This window comes from Mesorhizobium sp. ArgA1 (assembly GCF_053714375.1).
Map to the genome: position 1 here is coordinate 387211 of NZ_JBSKBQ010000002.1, position 19494 is coordinate 406704.

Below are 19494 nucleotides of genomic sequence, written 5' to 3' on the forward strand. Positions count from 1 at the left end.
GGGCCGCAACAATCCTTCACAAACGGCATCCTATTCTGATGCCAGGCATGATTGGGGTACGAGAGGCGCGGCTTGGAATTCGACCTGAAAACCATCGAGGCGCTGGCCCCCGATCAGGCGTCGCTGAGCGCCGCCTCGAAGCTGACCAAGCGCTCGAACTGGCCGCGGCTGGAAAAGAACGAGCAGCAGGCGCTGATCTGGGGGGAATGCCAGGGTTCCGGCTCCAACCCTTATCGCACCGTGGTCGACACTGGCGACCACGGCTACAAATGCACCTGCCCGTCGCGAAAATTTCCGTGCAAGCACACGCTGGCGCTGATGTGGATCGCCGCCACCGCGCCGGCCAGTTTTACATCAGCCGAATCGACGCCGGACTGGGTGAATGACTGGCTTGGCCGGCGTCGAAAGACGACGCCACAGTCGGCTGGCGCAAAGCCGGGCGCCGCAGCCGGCGCGTCCGGCAAGAGCATCGGCGAGGCCTCGCAGCCCGACGAAGACACTGGAATCGAGGACGCTGCCGCAGCAGAGCGCCGCGAGGCGGCGCAGCGCAAGCGGGCGGAAGACACGCGAACAGCCGTGGCAGGCGCGCTGGACGAACTCGACCAGTGGATCGCCGATCAGTTGCGGCTCGGCCTCTCCGCCTTTGCCGATGCCAGCAGCGAGCGCTGCCGCCGCATCGCCGCGCGGCTGGTCGACATGAAGGCAACCGCGCTTGCCGGACGCATCGACGAGATACCGGCGCGGCTGCTTTCGCTGCGCAGCGAGGAACGGCCCGATGCGGTGATCCGCGAGCTTGGCAAGCTGGTGCTGCTGGCCAAGGCCTGGCGCTCGGCGCCCGACGATCCCGAATTGAAGCGGCTGGTGTCGACGTCCGAAACCCGTGACCAGGTGCTGGCCAATCCCGAGGCGAAACAGGTCGACAGCCATTGGGAGGTCATCGGCGAGAAGATCGAGACCCGCCGCGACGGCCTTGTCAGCCATTCGACATGGCTGCTCGATCTGAAAAGTCCAATGCCGCAGTTTGCGCTGCTGCTCGATTTCTTTCCCGCCTCGGCCGGCCGCCGCTCGGCGGCGTTCACGCCCGGCGACCGGTTCGATGCAAGGCTGGTGTTCTATCCGTCGCGCCAGCCACTGCGCGCGCTGGTTGCGGAGCGCAAGGGCGATGTCGCGTCCGGCGCCTGGCCAGATTTCGTCCTAAGCGCCATCCAGGATCCACTCGCGGCCCATGCATCGCAACAGGACGCCGCGCCTTGGTCCACGGATAGCCCGCTGATGCTGCCGGCAGGCGCGATCCTGCTCGATGAGCGCGGCGCGGCCTGGTGGCAAGCGGCGCACGACCCGCAAGGCATCGCTCTGCCGGTCGCCGGAACTGTCGATCAGACGGTGCTTGGTCTCGACCTCGCGGCCACGGCAGCACTGTGGAACGGCGCGCGGCTCGAACTGCTCGCCGCGCAAAGCGGCTTCGGGAGGCTCGATCTGTCATGAACGAGCTCGAACAGACCGGCCTGGCGACGATGCGCGACTGCTGGATCACCGGTGGAACCACATTCGATCTGGCGCCAACCGCGTGGAAGGAAATCGCCGACGGTGCAAGCCCTGACGAACGCGAGCGACGGCTGCTGGCGATCGCCGCGCAGGCGCTCGATGTCGGCTTGCGGCCGGCCGCGCCGAAGACGCTCAAGCGGCGTCCGCCGCTGCCGAGGCTTGGCTTGCCGCTGCTGCCGGAGCGGCTGCGGCCACTGTTGCGGGCTGCCCTGAAGAACGCCGCCGATGCGCGGCGCAAGTCGCGCGTCGCGACACTTGTCGCCAGCTGCGGCTACGTGCTCCACCCGATGGACTGGATGCCTGCTGCATCAGACCAGAACAGCCCCGACATCTATGCGCCCTGGATCGACTGGCAAGCCAGCTTGGAGGGGCTGAAAATTACCCCGCAGGAGCAGCTGACGGTGCAGAACTGGGATGACTTCTACCCCGCCGCGCGTCGCAGCGCACTGGCCGAGATGCGCCGCCGCGACCCGGCTGCGGCCCGCGGGCTGATCGAAGCCAAGGCGCCGGGCGAGCCGGCAGAGGTCCGGCTGGCCCTGATCGAACTCATGCATTTCGGCCTCACGCCAGAGGACGCGCCGTTCCTGAAAAGCCTGGCCACCGACCGCTCCGGCAAGGTGCAGGAGCTGGCGGGCCGGCTGCTGGCAAGGCTGGGCGAGCACACCGGCGATGGCGGAACCGACGATCCTGTTGCCGAACTCGCCGCCTTTATCGCAGAAGGCAAATCCGGTTTCATCCGCCGCCGCACAACCTATACGCCGGCAAAGCTGAAGTCGCCGGCGCAGGAAAATCGTCGCATCGAATTGTTTGCCAGCTGTTACCTGGTCGACCTTGCCGCGCGCTTCGGCAAGACGGAGTCCGATTTTATCGACGCATGGCAATTCGGTGTCGATGACAAAGTGGATCTGTGGCTCGTTCGGATGGTCGCCGCATCCGGCAGCGATGCCACGATCGCGCTTTTGACGGATACGCTGATGGCCGAAGGCGGCAAGCTGGTGTTTCTCGTGTTCCATCTCATGTTGCGTCTGGACAGCGGCAGGAAGCGCACCCTGGTCAGGCAGATCCTGAAAGACGCGCAAAACCTTGAAGCGCTCAACCTGGTCGAAGGCGCCGAGGCAGGCTGGGTTGAATGGCGCGACCTGACAAATGGCAAGGCGCTGTCGGTACTGCGTGCCAAGGTTGCGGGAAATGACGAACCCGCAAAGCGAAGCGCGGACCATGCCCTGGAAACGATAGGCTTCCTTGCCACAGCGGCGACGGCGGAACGATTGATCGGCGACATTGTCGCGGCCGGCATGCCGCCGGCGGCGGCTTCACTTGCTTTGCTGCGCCTCAACGCGGCCCTCACCAACACATGACAATCCGGAGTACAGCACAATGAACGCAGTCATCCGCCTCCCCGTCGAGCAGGCTTATGCGTCCGAACTGCAAGCGCTGGCACGCAATGATGATCGGCAAAAACCTGCAGGCTGGAGCCTATCGCCAAAGGCCGTGCTGACCTATCTCTTGGGTGGCAAGGCAAGCGACGGCACCGTGATATCGCCGAAATATGTCGGCCGCCGCCGGCTGATGGAAACGGCAGTGGCGACACTCGCCACCGATCGCGCACTGCTTTTGCTCGGCGTTCCCGGCACCGCGAAATCCTGGGTGTCGGAACATCTCGCAGCCGCCATCATGGGCAATTCGACGCTGATCGTGCAGTGCACGGCCGGCACCGACGAGAACCAGATCCGCTATGGATGGAACTATGCGCAGCTGTTGGCCAAGGGGCCGAGCCAGGAAGCGCTGGTGCCGACGCCGCTCTACCGCGCCATGGAGAGCGGCAAGCTGTGCCGGCTGGAGGAACTGACGCGCATGGGCTCCGATGTGCAGGACACGCTGATCACCGTGCTGTCGGAAAAGATGATGCCGATCCCGGAGCTCAACACCTCGATCTATGCCCAGCGCGGCTTCAACATCATCGCCACGGCCAACAACCGCGACAAGGGCGTCAACGAACTCTCCTCGGCGCTGAAGCGCCGCTTCAATGTGGTGGTGCTGCCGCTGCCCGAGGACATGGCCGAAGAGGTGGCGATCGTCGCCAAGCGGGTCGACGAGATGGCCGGCGGGCTTGACCTGCCGGTGCCGAAGAATGTCGGCGAGGAGATCGCCCGCGTGCTGACCATTTTCCGCGAGCTGCGCTCCGGCGCAACCGCCGACGGCAAGGTGACGCTGAAGACGCCTTCGGGCTCGCTGTCGACCGCCGAGGCGATCGCCACCATGGTCGGCGGCCTCAGCCAGGCGGCGTGGTTTGACAATGGCAAACTTGGCGCCGAAGGCCTGGCGGCCAGCCTTGTCGGCGCCATCGTCAAGGACCCAGTGCAGGACAAGGTGGTGCTGGAGGAATATCTCGAGACAGTGCTCAAGAAGCGGCCCGACTATGCCGGCTATTACGCGGCGTTGAACGCGGCGATCTGACACCATGGGCGACGTCGCCGTTTTCGGCATCCGCCATCACGGGCCGGGCTCCGCCGACAGCCTGGTGCAGGCGCTGCGGGATTTGCAGCCGGTCGCGGTGCTGATCGAAGGGCCGAGCGACGCGTCGGCCCTGCTGCCCCTGCTGGCGCGTCCGGAAATGCAGCCGCCGGTGGCGCTGCTTTGCTATCCCGAAGACGATCCGGCCGCGACCAGTTTCTGGCCTTTCGCCGAGTTTTCGCCTGAGTATCAGGCGGCGGTGTGGGCGGTGGAGAACAAGGCGGCGTTGCGGTTCATCGACCTGCCGTCATCGGCGCGGTTCACGGCGTCGGCGGCCGACGCCGACAAGACTGAAGAGGATAGCGAGGCCGAGCCCAAAGACGAAACCACCAAGGATGACGAGCCTGCATCGCATCGTGACCCCATCGGCACGCTGGCGCAGGCCGCCGGCTATGAGGATGGCGAAAGCTGGTGGGCCGACATTATCGAGCAGAACCCTGAGCCGGGTCCGATCTTCGCGGCCATCGCCGATGCGATGACGACACTGCGCGATGGCGAAGGCGCAATCGCGCCGTTCGAGGCAAAGCGTGAGGCGCATATGCGGCTCGAAATCGCTGCGGCGCGCAAGGAGTTCGACGGACCGATCGCCGTCGTCTGCGGCGCCTGGCACGTGCCGGCTTTGCAGGCCGCGCACACGCAGAAGAACGACCACGCGCTGATCAAGGGAATTGCCCGGCGCAAGAGCACCATGACATGGGCGCCGTGGACGGGACCGCGCCTGGCGCTGGGCTATGGCTATGGCGCCGGCGTCGTCGCACCCGGCTGGTGCAAACATCTGTGGCGCACGCGCGATCGGCGCGATGCCGCGACGCTATGGCTGGCGATGATTGCAGCGGTGCTGCGGGCGAAGGGCCATCTGGTCTCGACGGCGTCGCTGATCGAGGCCGAGCGCCTTGCCCGCACACTTGCCGCCATTCGCGAGCGGCCGAAACCCGGTTTCGAGGAATTGCGCGACGCGGCAATCGCGGCGCTGTTCAATGGCGAAGCGGTGCTGTGGGCGCTGGTCGAGGCCGAGCTGCTGCTGGGTGCCGATGTCGGCGAGATTCCGCCCGACACGCCGCTGGCGCCGCTGATCGAGGATTTGCAGCGCAATCAGAAGGCGGCGCGGCTGAAGCCGGAGGCGCTGGAGCGCGAACTGTCCGTCGATTTGCGCAGCGAAAGCGGGCTGTTTCGCTCGACCTTGCTGCACCGGCTGAACGTGCTCGGTGTGCAGTGGGGCAGGCTGGCCGATGCCGGGCGCAGCCGTGGCACGTTTCGCGAAAAATGGACGCTCGCCTGGGAGCCGGAATATGCCGTGCGCCTGGTCGAGAATCTGATCTATGGTCCGACCATCGAAAAGGCCGCCAACGGCCGCCTGGTCCAGATGCTCGGCGCGGCCGCCAGCCTCGACACGCTGGCGGCACTTGTCCAGAGTGCCATCACGGCCGATCTGTCGGAGGCCGCGAGCGCTGGCCTTGCGGCGCTCGAGGCGCGCGCGGCGCACAGCAGCGAATGCCTGGAGATGCTGGCCTCGGTGCCGCCGCTTGCCGACATCATCCGCTATGGCGAAGCGCGCAAGACCGAAACCAACCGGCTGTCCGGTTTGTTGGAACGGCTGATCGTCGAAGGCGCGATCGCGCTGCCCTATGCGGTGCGCGACCTGGACGAGCAGGCCGCCACGACACTGGTCGGCGCGGTGCGCAAGGCCGACACGGCGATCCGCCTGGTCGAGCCCGGCGAAGACGTGCTCGACGCCTGGCGCAACGGGCTGACGGGCGTGCTGGAGGGGCAGCGTTCGACAGCGCTGCTCGCCGGCTGCGCCGCGCATCTACTCTACGAAGCCGGCCAGCTGTCGGCGGAGGATGCCGCCGGACTGCTTGGGCGCCGGCTGTCGCCGGGGACTCCGGTGACACAGGCGGCGGGTTTCTTCGAAGGTTTCTTCAGCACCGCTGGCCAGCGGCTGATCTATGATGAGGGCCTGCGCGGCGCTGTCGATGCGTGGCTGAAATCCCTCGACGAGGATGCCTTCATCGAGCATCTGCCGCTGCTGCGCCGCGTCTTCTCCAATCTGGACAGCATGGAGCGCCGGCGGCTGATCGAAGCCGTGCTCGGCCGCACCGCCAGGCTGCCGGCCGGGCTGATGCCGGCGCCGGATGGTGGCGAGGCCTGGCGCCGGCATATGGAGAAGCTTAGGCCCTTGCTGGCGGGCGGAGTATGACGATGGTCGACGATGAAAACGCGGAAGGCTCGGCCACTGTATCCGCCGATGGCGGACGCGAGCGCCGCTGGCGGCTGGCCATCGGCGCCGATGACGAGGCCTCGTCAGCCCTTTCCAGCGACGACAAAAAACTGTCGTCGGCGCTCGATGCGCTTTACGGCGACGGCGCCAATGCCGATGCCGACCCGCGCAAGCGGCGCGGCGGGCTCGGCCGCTCGGCGCCGCGCGTGGCGCAATGGATGGGCGATATCAGATCGTTCTTTCCGGCGCAGGTCGTCCAGATCGTCCAGAAGGATGCCTTCGAACGGCTGAACCTGAAGCAGATGCTGATGGAGCCGGAATTCCTCAAGGCGATCGAGGCGGACGTCAATCTCGTCGCCGACCTGATTTCGCTGCGCTCGGTGATGCCGGCCAAGACCAAGGACATTGCCCGCAGCATCATCGCCGATATCGTCGCCAAGCTGATGCGGCGGCTGGAGCAGAAGACCGCCGAAGCGATCCGTGGCGCGCTCGACCGCTCGCGGCGCACCAACCGCCCGCGTCAGCGCGACATAGACTGGCCGCGCACCATCTCGGCCAATCTTCGCCATTACCAGCCCGAGCACAAAACCATCGTGCCGGAAAAACTCGTCGGCTTCATGCGCAAGCAGCGCCGGCTGGTCGATCTCGACGAGGTGGTTCTGTGCGTCGACCAGTCCGGATCGATGGCGAGTTCGGTGATCTATGCCTCGATCTTCGCCGCCGTGATGGCATCGCTGCCGGTGGTGCGCACCAAGCTCGTCTGTTTCGACACCGCCATCGTCGACCTGACCGAGGAGCTCAGCGACCCCGTCGAAGTGCTGTTCGGAGTGCAGCTTGGCGGCGGCACCGACATCAACCAGGCGGTCGGCTATTGCGCAGACCGCATCGAGCGGCCGACCAAATCCCACTTCGTGCTGATCACCGACCTCTATGAGGGCGGCAACGGCCAGGAATTGCTGCGGCGGCTGGCGGCGCTGGTGCGATCCGGCGTCAATGTCGTTGTGTTGCTGGCGCTGACCGATCAGGGGCGGCCGGGCTACGATCCGGCGATGTCGGCCTCGGTCGCGGCACTTGGCATTCCGGTCTTTGCCTGCACGCCGGACCTGTTCCCGGACATGATGGCCGCAGCGTTGCGGCGTGAGGATATCGGCGCATGGGCGGCGGGCGCCGACATCAAGCTGATCCGAGCCGAGACGGAGACGCCGCAATAAGAGCGGTCGCAGGCTCGAGGTCAGTCAGGCCTATTCGAACGAATAGGCAAAGCCGTCGGCGGAAGCGCTGACCGTTACCTTGGTCATCTTCTCGCCGTCGAGCGATCGGTTCAGCACGCCGCGGCTGAGTTCCGGCAGCAGTGTGTTGGTGAGGATGGCGTCGATCATGCGACCGCCGGATTCGATTTCGGTGCAGCGCGCCTTGACCAGATCCATGACGCCGTCGCCGATCACCAGTTCGGCATCGTGGCTGGCGCGCAGCCGCCGGGCGATTTTGCCGAACTGATGGCGGGTGATGGCCTCGATCATCGAATCCGAGAGCGGGTAGTAGGGTATGGTCACGACGCGGCCGAGGAAGGCTGCCGGAAAGACCTTCAGCAGCGGGGCGCGCAGGGCTGCGTCGAGGCCGTCGAGCCCTGCCCTGACCGTGCCTTTGCCGGTCCGCTCCATGATCACTTCGGAACCGACATTGGATGTCAGCAGGATCAGCGTGTTCTTGAAGTCGATGCGCCGGCCTTCGCTGTCGTCCATCATGCCCTTGTCGAAGACCTGAAAGAAGATTTCGTGCACGTCGGGATGCGCCTTCTCGACCTCGTCGAGCAGGATCACCGAATAGGGTTTTCTGCGCACGGCCTCGGTCAGGATGCCACCCTTGCCGTAGCCGACATAGCCGGGCGGTGCGCCCTTGAGCGTCGAGACCGTGTGCGCCTCCTGGAACTCCGACATGTTGATCGAGATCAGGTTCTGCTCGCCGCCATAGAGCGTTTCGGCGAGTGCCAGCGCTGTCTCGGTCTTGCCGACGCCGGACGGGCCGCAGAGCAGGAACACGCCGACCGGCTTTTCCGGCGCGCCGAGCCCGGCGCGGCTGGTCTGCACGCGTTTGGCGATCATCTCCATCGCGTGGTCCTGGCCGACAACGCGTTCGGACAACGTTTCGGCGAGCTTGAGCGCCTTCTCGGTCTGGCTGGACAGCATCCGTCCCGTCGGAATGCCGGTCCAGTCCTGGACCACGGCTGCGACCGCATTGCGGTCGACGGACGGCAGGATCAGCGGCGTCTCGCCTTGTGCTGTGGCAAGCTCGGCCATGAGCTCGCGCAGCCTTGCGAGATCGGCGGCTGGATCCGTGGCTGCCGCTTCAGCGCCCGCGGTCGCCGCGGCCTTGGCTTTGACCGCCTTGGCTTTGGGCTTTTCCGTCTTCGCCGTTTCAGCCTTGGGCGGCTCGGTCTTCGGCACCTTGGTCTTTTCCGCGTCCGGCGCTGCCGTTTCGGCGTCGTCCTCAGTGGTCGCTACCTCATCGAGCGGCACGCCTTCGCCGCGCAACCTGGCGCGCAATTCGAGGATTTCCGCGACCAGCGCCTTTTCGCGCTCCCAGCGCTTCTCGGCGGCGGCAAGCGTCGTCTCGGTCTCAGTAAGCCCGGCATCGACCCGCGCCTGGCGCTCGGCCACTTCGATGCCGATCGCGGCCTCGCGGCCGATGATGCCGCTTTCGACCTCCAGCGCCTGGCGGCGGCGCAATATGTCCTCGACCTCGGCCGGCGTCGCATGCTGCGAGACCGCGACCCTGGCGCAAGCGGTGTCGAGCAGGCTCACAGCCTTGTCGGGCAATTGACGCGCCGGGATGTAACGATGCGAGAGGCCGACCGCGGCCTCGATCGCCTCGTCGAGGATCTGCACCTCATGGTGCTGTTCGAGAACACCGGCGACGCCGCGCAGCATAACCACGGCCACCGCTTCCGACGGCTCCTCGATCTTCACCACCTGGAAACGACGGGTAAGCGCCGGATCCTTTTCGATGTGCTGTTTGTATTCGGCCCAGGTGGTTGCGGCGATGGTGCGCAGTTCGCCGCGCGCCAGAGCCGGCTTCAGGAGATTGGCCGCGTCGCCGGTTCCTGCCGCACCGCCGGCGCCGATCAAGGTGTGCGCCTCGTCAATGAACAGGATCACCGGCGTTTCGGAGGATTGAACCTCGTCGATGACCGCCTTCAAGCGCTTTTCGAACTCGCCCTTGACGCTGGCGCCGGCCTGCATCAGGCCGACATCGAGCATGCGCACGCTGATGCCTTGCAGTGGTGGCGGCACATCGCCCTGGGCGATGCGTAGGGCAAACCCCTCGACCACGGCGGTCTTGCCGACGCCGGCCTCGCCGGTCAGGATCGGGTTGTTCTGCCGACGCCGCATCAGGATATCGATGATCTGCCGGATTTCCGGGTCGCGGCCGACGACCGGATCGATCTTGCCGTCATGGGCGCGCTGGGTCAGGTCGGTGGCGTATTTGGCCAGTGCGGAGTCCCCGCCCGGAGCCCGCCGTGGCGTCTCGGCGGCGGGAGTTGCCGCAGCCGCAGCGCCAGCTTCGAGCGAACCCTCCACCACTTCCGCAAAGCGGGCGATGACTGCGTCGGCGTCGATCTTGTCGAACTCGGCGCTGATCTTCGCCAGCAGGCCTTCCAGCACCGGCGTCTTCAGGCAGGCGAGGACGATATGGGCGCTGCGGACTTCATCGGCCTTGAACTGCAGCCCGGCTAGGCTCCAGGCCTCCTGGATGGCATGAAAGATATGGTCGGAAAACTCCTCGATCGAGGTGGCGCCGTAGGGCAGCTTGTCAACGGCACGGCTCATGTCGCCGGCCAGCTTGCCCATATCAACGTCGGCATCGGCCAGGATCATCTGAACGTCGCTGCGTTCCGAAAGCACCAGTTGCTCGATGAAGTGGACAAGTTCAACATAAGGGTTGCCGCGAAGCTTCGCCGCTGCAGCAGCTGCGCCGAAGGCCCGCTTGCCGGTCGGATTCAGCTTGTCGATCAGTTCCTTGCGTTTGAAGCTCTGCGACGACCGGCGCTGTTCCATCGAACCTGCTCCTGCAATCTGCCCGTCGACAGCCTGCCACATAAGCAGCCGCTTGACAAAGCGCGACATTCAGCCGGCCGCTTCCCTTTGTGGAAAGTCCCGCGCCACCAAATGCAGACAACCACGAACTTTTCCAATTCTATGCGATGCGTTTCACATACGGGGTTGGGCAAGCAAGCCATAAATTGCGGCATTCGAGATGCAGTTGCACTGGCTCGCGTTAGCGCCCGTTAACTTTTGAGCGGTTTGCCGAATTGTGGTAGGGTGCAACCGTGTGCTAACGTTGGGTCACGTACGGTTTTAGAGCCGGTCGCTGGGGGTAGCTGTGATCGATCTCGCACTCTGGCTTGCTCCGTTGGACGGTGAAAATCCGTCGGGCGAAGACTTGCGCAACGACCCTGCTTTTCACGAGCTCGAGCGGCTTACCGAGCCGCAGGTCAAGGTTGTCCATGACGGACGCAACAAGCCAGCCGCGCAATCGACCATTCCCGTCGATTGGGCAGCCGTGCTTGGCAAGGCGGAGGAGCTGCGTGCGCATGGCCGCGACCTGCGCCTGCTTGTCACCGTCACGCGCGCACTCGCCAATGAAGAAGGGCTCGCCGGGCTGGCGCAGGGCCTGACGCTGATAGCGCGGACCTTGGAGACGCATTGGGAGACGATGCACCCGGCGCTGCGGCCCGGCGGTCAACCGCGTGAGGCCGCCTTGCGCCGTCTCAACGCACTGGCCGATTTGCAGAATGGCCAGGACGGCTTGCTGGCGAATCTCAGGGAGATGGTTTTCTTCGCCCCGCGCCCCTTCGGGCCGATCAGCGGACGCGATCTCGAACAGGGCGCGCTCGACGATCGTGTCATGCTTCAGGAAGCGGCGTCGGGATTGAATGCCGCCGAGAAGGCAGCGCTGGTCAGCGCGCATGGGCAGCTCCTGAACCGGGTGAGCAACGGTTGTGCCGCACAACTGGATCAGGCCGGTGAAGAGATGACGGCGCTTGTCGCCGGGGCGCACGCCGCCATTGAGGCGCTCGACGCTGTCGACACGGCGCTGAATGCCCGTCTTGAAGGCAGCGGCGCCGCCGTCCCGGAATTAAAGCGGTTTCTGCAGCGTTTGCTTACGACGCTGGAGCGCAATGCGGCGGACGAGCCGGCGACGCCGGCCGCCACGAACGACGCAGCCAGCCCGGCGCCCGCCTCGGCGAGCCCGGCAAAACCGGCCAGAAACGGTCATGGAGCCGAGACGATGGCAAGCTACGCGGAGCCAGGTGCGGGCCTCCCCGACAGGATTTCCTCGCGCGACGATGTGGTGAAGTGCCTCGATCTTGTGGTGGCGTTCTACGACCGCACCGAGCCGTCGAGCCCGATCCCGCATCTCGCCCGCCGGGTGCGCCGGATGGTGCACATGGATTTTGTTGAACTGATGGAAGATCTCGCCCCGTCGGGGCTGAAGGAATTCCGGCTGCTCGCCGGCGTTCCCGACGCCAAGAAGACTGCCCAGAAGGATGAAAGGTAGCAACACATGCCAGCCGAAAGCAAAGCGAAGGTCATCGAGCGAAATCGCGCCCCGCGCGTGCAGATCGCCTACGATGTCGAAACCTACGGCAGCCCGACGACGATCGAACTGCCGTTCGTCATGGGCGTGATGGCCGACCTGTCGGGCGCATCGCAGACCAGGGAAGCTGCAAAGTCGGTGCTCGACCGTTCCTTTGTCGAGACCGATGCCAACCGCTTCCCCAAATTCATGGAAGCGCTAGGCCCCAGGGTCAAGGCGCGGGTGAAGAACACCCTGCCGCAGGCCGAAGGCCAGGAGCGCGACGAAGAGCTCGCGCTCGACCTGACCTTCACCAAGATGGGCGATTTCGCCCCTGACAAAATCGCCGAACAGGTTCCGCAGCTGGCCGAGATCCTCAAGATGCGGCGCCAACTCGAGGAGTTGCTCGGCTTCATGGACGGTCGCGTCGATGCCGAAAAGCGCATCGCCCAGCTGCTGAACAATCAGCCGCTGCTTCAACAGATCGCCAGCCAGGCGATGTCTGACGACGACAAGGGCGAGGAATAGATCATGGCCGAACAGCAAAAGACCGCAGCATCCGTCGCCGAGGCCGAGGCCGTCGATCTCGGCGAATTCAGCCAACTGCTGGAAAAGGACTTCAAGGTCAAGAAGGACGACAGCGAGAAGCTGCAGCAGCTGGTGCGCAACCTGGCGCTGGCGGCGCAGTCGCGCTCCGAGACGACGACGATTTCGTCGAACTCGATCAAGTCGATCAAGTCGCTGATCGCCGGCATCGACAAGATGCTGACGACGCAGGTCAACGAAATCCTTCACGCGCCGGAAGTGCGGGAGATGGAAGGCACATGGCGCGGCCTTTGGTACCTCATCAACAACACCGAGACGGATGCGAAGCATCTCAAGATCCGGGTGATGAACATCTCCAAGGAGCAATTGGCCGACACGCTTGAAGACTATGAAGGCCAGATGTGGGACCAGAGCCCGATCTTCAAGAAAGTCTACACGGACGAGTATTCGATGCTCGGCGGCGAGCCGATCGGCTGCATCGTTGGCGCCTACGAGTTTTCGAACCATCCGCGCGACGTCGGCCTGCTGCGCAACATCTCCGGCGTCTGCGCTTCGGCGCACACGCCGTTCATCGCCGCCGCCTCGCCGCGGCTGTTCCGCATGGACAGCTGGCAGGAACTGCCCAACCCGCAGGATCTGCAGATGATCGTCAACAATCCGGCCTATGCCTCGTGGCAGTCGCTGCGCGAGAGCGAGGACGCCCGCTATATTGGCCTCACAATGCCGCGCGTGCTGGCGCGGCTGCCCTATGGATCCGAGACCGTTCCGGTCAAGGGCTTCTCCTTCGAGGAGGAAGTGCAGGGCGACCACAACAAATATGTCTGGATGAACGCCGCCTTCCCGATGGGCGTCAACATCAACCGCAGCCACAAGCTCTATGGCTGGGGCACCCAGATCCGCGGTGTCGAGAATGGCGGCACGGTGCTCAACCTGCCGGTGCATGCTTTCCCCACCGACGACGGGTCGATCGCGATGAAATGTCCGACGGAGGTCGCCATCGACGACCGGCGCGAGGCTGAACTGGCCAAGCTCGGCCTGATGCCGATCCTGCACCGCAAGAACACCGATCTGGCGGCCTTCATCGGCGCCCACTCGCTGCAGGATGACGAGACGCGGGCCGGACGCCTGGTCGATCCCGACGCCCAGTCCAACGAGCGGCTCTCCGCCAACCTGCCCTATCTGTTCCCGGTTTCCCGCTTCGCGCACTACCTCAAAGCCATTGCGCGCGACAAGATCGGCTCGTTCAAGGAACGCAGCGACATGCAGATCTGGTTGACCGAATGGATCAACCGGTACGTGCTGGCCAATCCGGCCTTCGCCGACGACAAGGCGCGCGCCAAGCGTCCGCTTGCCGCCGCCGAGGTGCAGGTCGACAGCGTGGAGGGCCGGCCGGGCTACTACAACGCCCGCTTCTATCTGCGCCCGCACTACCAGCTGGAAGGCATCAATGCTTCGCTCAGGCTGGTGTCGGAATTGCCGTCCGTGAAGACCTGATTACAGCAACCAAACCTTTTGAAAGCGGTGGAGAACGACAATGCCCACAATGAAAATCGACGGTTTTCTGAAAGTTCCGGACATCAAAGGCCCCAGCACACGCGACGGCCACGACGACGAGATCGAAATCCATGGCGTCGACTACAAGATGGTTGCGCCCTATGACCCGAATTCGCTCTCGCGCCGCGGCCGGGTGTCGATGGGCATGATCAAGTTCACCAAGCACTATGACAAGGCTTCGCCCTACCTGGCGAAGGCCCTGTTCGAGAACAAGGCGTTGGATGAAGTGAAGTTCTCGGCCCGGCGGACCATCGACGGCGAGAGCAAGGACTATCTGGTGGTGACGCTCACCGATGCCTCGATCATGGAATACGACATGTCGCAGGCAGACGATGAGGCCGACCTGATCCAGGAGGAGGTCTCCTTCGCCTACAAGAAGATCAAGTTTGTCTATGACGACAATGACGAAGCCGAAATGGATGTCTATGTCGGCAAGTGAGGGGCGGGCAAAGCGCCCTGCCGCGGACAAGGCACAGGCGGGCGGTTCACGGGCCAAGCGCGAGGCGGTCCAGCCTTCGCTATGGGACCGCCTGGTCAACGACCTGCCGGGCCTGAGCTCGGAAATAGACGGGCTCAGGCAGGCTCTCCTCGACGAGCTTGGCGGGGAGCGTGTGGACGAGCTTTTGGCGGACGGTGCAAGGCGCATCGACGCTGACGAGACGCTGAACCCGGACCAGAAGCGCCGGCTGCATCGGCTGGCGTTTCAGAACCGGCATCGCGGCGAACTGGAAAGCCGCGGCATCGTCGTATCGCCCGATGTGCTGCGCGAGGCCGTGCGGCGCGACATCGAAGCGCTGTTCAACACCGAGCGCTTCGAGTCCGCGCCGCTCCTGTCCGATCTCGAGGCCGAGCAGATGACCGACAGTCCGACATCGCTGGCCGACTTTCCCGAGGTGCGCCGCAGCGTCGTCAATTATGGCGTGCCGTCCTTCTCCGGCCGTTCGTCGCGCGATTTCGACCGCGATGTTCTGGCACGCGAGATCCGCGCCGTGCTCGCCACCTTCGAGCCGCGGCTGAAGGAGAGCGCGACGAAAGTGTCGGTCAACCTTGGCGACAAGACCGGCTTGAAGATCGAGATCGACGCCGTGCTGATCATGACGCCGACGCCTGAGCGCATGCGCCTGCGCACGACGATCAATCTCGACAACGGCCTGGCGCGCACCGAGTTCAGGGAAGCCTGAGATGGACCGGGTCTTCGTAGAATATTACGAGGAGGAGCTGTCGCACATACGCGGGCTGGCGGCGGAGTTCGCCGACATGCATCCGGCGGTCGCCCGCAATCTGTCGCTGGATACGGTGCCGTGTCCGGACCCCTATGTCGAGCGCTTGCTCGACGGCGTCGCCTTCCTCGCCGCGCGCACGCGGCTGAAGGTGGATGCCGAGCGCTCGCGGTTTTCGCGCAGCATCCTCGACGTGCTTTATCCCGATCTCGTCACGCCGGCGCCGGCGACCGCCATGGTGGTGCTGAAGCCCGGCCAGCAGGTGCAGACGATGCTTGCCGGCCATGTCGTCAAGCGCGGCACGCGGCTGGTCTCCAGCCTGCAGGCCGGCCTGTCGACACGCTGCACCTTCACCACCGCGCAGGACATGACGCTGTTTCCGATCGCGATCAGTTCGGTCGGCTATTTCCAGGATCGCAGCGCATTGGCGGCCGCAGGTATCGGCCCGATCGGCGGCAAGGGCGGCGAAGCCGCACTGCGCATTACGCTGGCACGGACCGGAAAGGGCAAGCTTGACGAACTGGCGCTCGACCGGCTCGACTTCTATTTCGCCAACCGCACCAAGGCGCCGTTGATCTTCGACGCCATTTTCGGCGTCTGCTCCGGTCTCGGCGCGCGCGCCGAGGGCAAGGCCAATCCATTGTCACCGCTACCGGCGCCGGAGATGGTGGGCATCGCCGACGCCGAAGCGCTGATGCCGCGCACGCGGCCGACCTTCGAAGGCTACCGCCTGCTGCGCGAATATTTCATGATGCCCGAGCGCTTCCACTATGCGCGCGTCACTGGCCTGCTTCCGGTCGTGCGCAAATGCCAGGCCGGGCTCGAAATCGTCTTCCTGTTCCGCCGTCCCGTGCCCGAGCTTGCCGATTTGACGCCGGCGGATTTCGATCTTTTCGCAACGCCGATCATCAATCTCTTCGAGCGCGAGTGCAACGTCATCGAGCTCGACCAGCGCAAGACGCGGCAGGTACTACATGCCGACCGCACGCGGGCGCGCGACTTTGAAATCTACCGCGTCATCCGCGTCGAGGACGCCGATGCGGAAGGGCCGGATGCCGAGATACCGGAGCTCTTCAGCCTCGGGCAAAACCGCGGCAGCGGCTGGGTATACTCGACCGAACGACGTCCACGCCGACCGACCGAGGACGAACGGCGCCAGGGCGTGACGCGGACCTCCTATGCCGGCGACGATGTCTTCCTGGCGATCTCACGCCCGGTCCACAGCCAAGCCAACCGGCCGCTCAAGCGCGTCGACATCATGGCACTTTGCACCAATCGCGACCTGGCCATCCTCGACGACACGCCGACGCTGACGCTGGAAGCCGGCGACCCAGTGGAATCGGTCAGGCTGCTCGGCGCGCTGCGTTCGCCGCAGCCGGCGATCCCGGCAGCGCTGCCGGCCGGCGCCGACGGCGAGTCGCGCGCCGACGACCTGGCCTGGCGGCTGGTGTCGCAGCTGGCGCTCAACTTCCTCAGCCTGGCCAAGGAAGGACGCGGCGTCGATCCGCTGCATGCGCTGCTCGATCTCTATGCCGAACGCGGCGATCCCGGGCTCGCCCGCAATGTGCGCTCGATCGTGCGCATCGACTCACGCGCGGTGATCGAAAGGCTGGCGATCGAAGGGCCGATGTGTTTTGGGCGCGGCACCGAGGTGACGCTGCATGTCGACCAGTCGGTACTGGCTGGCCAGAGCACGCTGCTGCTGTCTGGCCTGCTGTCGCGGCTGTTTGCCCGCCATGCCGGGATTAACGGGTTCGTGCGCACCCGCACGCGGTTGCTCCAGAAACAGGAGGATGTGCCATGGCCGATGACGCCCGGCAATCGCTACCTGATCTAGAGCGCGCCGCAACCCTGTCCGAGAGTTTCGACTTCTTCGAACTGCTGCGCCGGCTGGAACGGCAAGGCGGACTGTTCGGCCATTCCGGCCGGCCGGATCGGGAGCCGGCAAGGCTCGGCCAGAATGTGCGCCTGTCCTTCGCGGTGCAGGATGTGGTCGATTTCCGCGAGCCGACCGACAAGTCGCCGGCTCGCGTCACGGTCAACAATCTCGGCCTGCTCGGGCCTGAAGGGCCGATGCCGCTGCATCTGACACGCTGGGTGCTCGATCGTCTGTCGCAGCGCTGGTATGCGGGTGCGGAGGCCCGGCAGACGAGCGACACGACCTTCGTCGATTTCGTCAACATCCTGCAGCACAGGATGATCGCGCTATACTACCGCGCCTGGGCGGATGCGCATCCGGCAGTGCAGGTCGAACGCGGCGTCGGCGGCCGCGTCCGCTCGATGCTGGAAGCGATGGCCGGCATCGGGCTGCCGGGCACGCAGGACGCCGAACTCGACGCTGTCAAGCTTCGCCAGGCCGCCTCGCTCGCTAGTCAGGTCGACGGCCCCGAGCGGTTGACGCTGTTCCTGGCCGAAGCCTTCAAGGTGCCGGTGGTGCTGAAGGAATTCGTCGCCGCCTGGATGACCATCCCCAAGGCTCTGCAGACGCGGCTTGCCGGCAGCTATGCCACGCTCGGCCGCAGCGCCACCATCGGCCCGCGCAGCTTCAGCCGGCAAAGCCGGATCGAACTGCGCATCGGCGCGCTTAGCTATGTCGACTACAAGGCCTTCCTGCCGGGCGGCGAGCGGCTGAAGCTGTTGAAGCAGGCGGTGCGCGACCTGATCGGCGAGACCATCGATGTCGATCTCAGGATCGTGCTTGCGGCGAAAGCTGTGCCGCCGGCGAAGCTCGGAACCGTCCAGCTTGCCCGCACCACCTGGCTGGCACGGCAGGTCGAAAAGGGGGATGCCGACGACATGCGGCTGCGGACCATTGTCGGCTGGCGGGAAGAGGTGGCGGCATGAGCCTGCTGCTGACGCTCGAACAGGGACCACGCGCGCAAGTCACGCGGCAGGCGCGGCTTGACGAGGGTGAGCTGGTGATCGGCCGCAGCGCCGACGCCGACTGGCAGATCAACGATCCCGACATGTTCGTCTCGCGCGCCCACTGCAAGATCACCAGCAAGCAGGGTGGCTATTTCGTCACCGACACCTCCAGCAGCGGGTTGTTCATCGACGATGCCGCCAGCCCGCTCGGGGCGGGAAATACCGCGCGCCTGCTGAGCGGCATGCGGCTGCGGCTGGGCGACTATGTGGTGTGGGTCGATTTGCAGGCGGCGAAGACCGAGGCGCCTGCCTCCAGGCCTTCGATGCCGGATGCCAGACCGGCAGCGTCGCGGGCACCGGTCAGCCTCGGCGGCGACGATTTCTTTTCGTCCACGACGGAAGAGGAGCCGGGCCGGCCACGCCCTGCCGACCTGCCCGATCCGTTCGAAAAGCCGGTGCCCGGCGCGTTCGCGCGTGCGCGGTCCGATGAACGCAGCTCGCAGGCTTTCGACGATCCATTCAGCCTCGACCCGGTAGCGACGCCGGCGCCAGAGCCCACGGACAGAAACGGCGCCAAGTCATCGTTCGACGATCCCTTCGGCCTCGACGCCGCTCCGCTGTCGAGAGAGCTGAGCAGATCCAGTTCCGAGAAGCCGCCGGCCTTTGATGACGGCTTTGGTTTTGGCCCTGTCGAGTCCCCCAGCGTTGACGCCGGCGTGACGGATAAAAGTGCGATCCCCTCGCCGGCTCCCTCTCCGGCGCCCTGGGATCTGCCGATCCGCGCGGCAGAGCCACCGCCATCGCAGCCACCGCCAGCCCGGTCCCCACCGCCGCCTCGCAGTCCTGTCCGGCAAGCTGCAGCGCGGCCGTCGGCCGGACAGGCGGACGCGGAATTGCGCGCCGCCTTCCTGCGCGGGATGGGCATGGACGAGGCCGATTTTCGCGGCAACGATCCGGTGGCCGATATGGAGAAGTTCGGCCGCGAATACCGGCTGATGATGGAAGGGCTGATGCAGCTTTTGCGCAAGCGCGCCGAAGAGAAGGGCAACGCCCGTGTCGCCCAAACCGTGGTTGGCGCATCCGAGGTCAACCCGCTCAAATTCCTGCCCTCGGTCGACGATGCGCTGGTGACCATCCTGGCCGAGCGCAGCCCCGGTTTCCTCGGCGCCGAAGCGGCGATCAAGGATGCGGTTCGCGATCTGGCGCAGCATCACGTCCGCGCCTGGCGCGGCGTACAGGGCGCGCTCAAGCGCATGATCGATCGCTTCGATCCGGCGGCGATCGAGCAGGAACTGAAGTCGAGTTCGCCAATCGGCAATCTGCTGACCGGCGGGCGCGGCGCCAAGCTCTGGGAACTGTACCAGAAACGCCACCGTGAAATCGCTCACAGCGCCGAGACGCGTTTTCTGGGCGAAATCGGCGCTGATTTTAGGGACGCATATGAGGAGGACTGAG

At 65.3% G+C, this 19494-nt stretch carries 14 protein-coding genes; 13 read left to right on the forward strand and 1 reads right to left on the reverse strand.

Annotated features, from left to right (window positions below; translation table 11 throughout):
- Window positions 1–72 precede the first annotated feature (72 nt).
- From ACWGTI_RS09170 to ACWGTI_RS09190, 5 genes are read left to right on the forward strand one after another with little or no spacing between them, the layout of a single operon-like run.
- Window positions 73–1485 (forward strand): SWIM zinc finger family protein, encoded by a 1413-nt coding sequence (locus tag ACWGTI_RS09170; protein ID WP_454586806.1) that lies wholly within the window; start codon window positions 73–75, stop codon window positions 1483–1485.
- Complete coding sequence (locus ACWGTI_RS09175; RefSeq protein WP_454586807.1) at window positions 1482–2903, forward strand: DUF5691 domain-containing protein; 1422 nt, start codon at window positions 1482–1484, stop codon at window positions 2901–2903. The genes ACWGTI_RS09170 and ACWGTI_RS09175 overlap by 4 nt, the downstream gene beginning before the upstream one ends.
- A gap of 19 nt (window positions 2904–2922) precedes the next feature.
- Window positions 2923–4002, forward strand: coding sequence for an ATP-binding protein (locus ACWGTI_RS09180; protein ID WP_454573625.1), 1080 nt, complete (start codon window positions 2923–2925; stop codon window positions 4000–4002).
- Window positions 4003–4006: 4 nt separating this feature from the next.
- Window positions 4007–6256 (forward strand): DUF5682 family protein, encoded by a 2250-nt coding sequence (locus tag ACWGTI_RS09185; RefSeq protein WP_454586808.1) that lies wholly within the window; start codon window positions 4007–4009, stop codon window positions 6254–6256.
- Between the two features lie 2 nt (window positions 6257–6258).
- Complete coding sequence (locus ACWGTI_RS09190) at window positions 6259–7488, forward strand: VWA domain-containing protein (RefSeq protein WP_454586809.1); 1230 nt, start codon at window positions 6259–6261, stop codon at window positions 7486–7488.
- 30 nt (window positions 7489–7518) lie between these two features.
- Here ACWGTI_RS09190 and tssH read toward each other — a convergent pair whose 3' ends face one another.
- Window positions 7519–10332 carry a type VI secretion system ATPase TssH gene (gene tssH / locus ACWGTI_RS09195; protein ID WP_454586915.1) on the reverse strand — a complete coding sequence of 938 codons (2814 nt, stop codon included), beginning with the start codon at window positions 10330–10332 and terminating at the stop codon, window positions 7519–7521.
- Window positions 10333–10657: 325 nt separating this feature from the next.
- On the opposite strand from tssH, the gene tssA reads away from it, so the two are divergent.
- From tssA to tagH, 8 genes are read left to right on the forward strand one after another with little or no spacing between them, the layout of a single operon-like run.
- Window positions 10658–11836 carry a type VI secretion system protein TssA gene (gene tssA / locus ACWGTI_RS09200; RefSeq protein ID WP_454586810.1) on the forward strand — a complete coding sequence of 393 codons (1179 nt, stop codon included), beginning with the start codon at window positions 10658–10660 and terminating at the stop codon, window positions 11834–11836.
- A 6-nt stretch (window positions 11837–11842) separates the two neighbouring features.
- The gene (gene tssB, locus ACWGTI_RS09205; protein ID WP_454573621.1) at window positions 11843–12382 is read left to right on the forward strand and encodes a type VI secretion system contractile sheath small subunit; all 540 of its coding nucleotides are present in this window, start codon (window positions 11843–11845) and stop codon (window positions 12380–12382) included.
- Between the two features lie 3 nt (window positions 12383–12385).
- A complete protein-coding gene (gene tssC / locus ACWGTI_RS09210) occupies window positions 12386–13894 on the forward strand; it encodes a type VI secretion system contractile sheath large subunit (RefSeq protein ID WP_454573620.1) in 1509 nt (502 codons plus the stop codon).
- A gap of 49 nt (window positions 13895–13943) precedes the next feature.
- Window positions 13944–14393: an Hcp family type VI secretion system effector gene (locus tag ACWGTI_RS09215; protein ID WP_023673716.1), complete on the forward strand. Its 450-nt coding sequence runs from the start codon at window positions 13944–13946 to the stop codon at window positions 14391–14393.
- Complete coding sequence (gene tssE, locus ACWGTI_RS09220) at window positions 14380–15135, forward strand: type VI secretion system baseplate subunit TssE (RefSeq protein ID WP_454586916.1); 756 nt, start codon at window positions 14380–14382, stop codon at window positions 15133–15135. The genes ACWGTI_RS09215 and tssE overlap by 14 nt, the downstream gene beginning before the upstream one ends.
- Before the next feature lies 1 nt (window position 15136).
- Window positions 15137–17011 (forward strand): type VI secretion system baseplate subunit TssF, encoded by a 1875-nt coding sequence (tssF, locus tag ACWGTI_RS09225; RefSeq protein ID WP_454586811.1) that lies wholly within the window; start codon window positions 15137–15139, stop codon window positions 17009–17011.
- Window positions 16975–18018, forward strand: coding sequence for a type VI secretion system baseplate subunit TssG (gene tssG, locus ACWGTI_RS09230; RefSeq protein WP_454586812.1), 1044 nt, complete (start codon window positions 16975–16977; stop codon window positions 18016–18018). Before tssF ends, tssG begins: the two co-directional genes overlap by 37 nt.
- On the forward strand, window positions 18015–19493 hold the full coding sequence (gene tagH, locus ACWGTI_RS09235) for a type VI secretion system-associated FHA domain protein TagH (RefSeq protein ID WP_454586813.1): 1479 nt from the start codon (window positions 18015–18017) through the stop codon (window positions 19491–19493). The genes tssG and tagH overlap by 4 nt, the downstream gene beginning before the upstream one ends.
- Window position 19494: the final 1 nt, after the last annotated feature.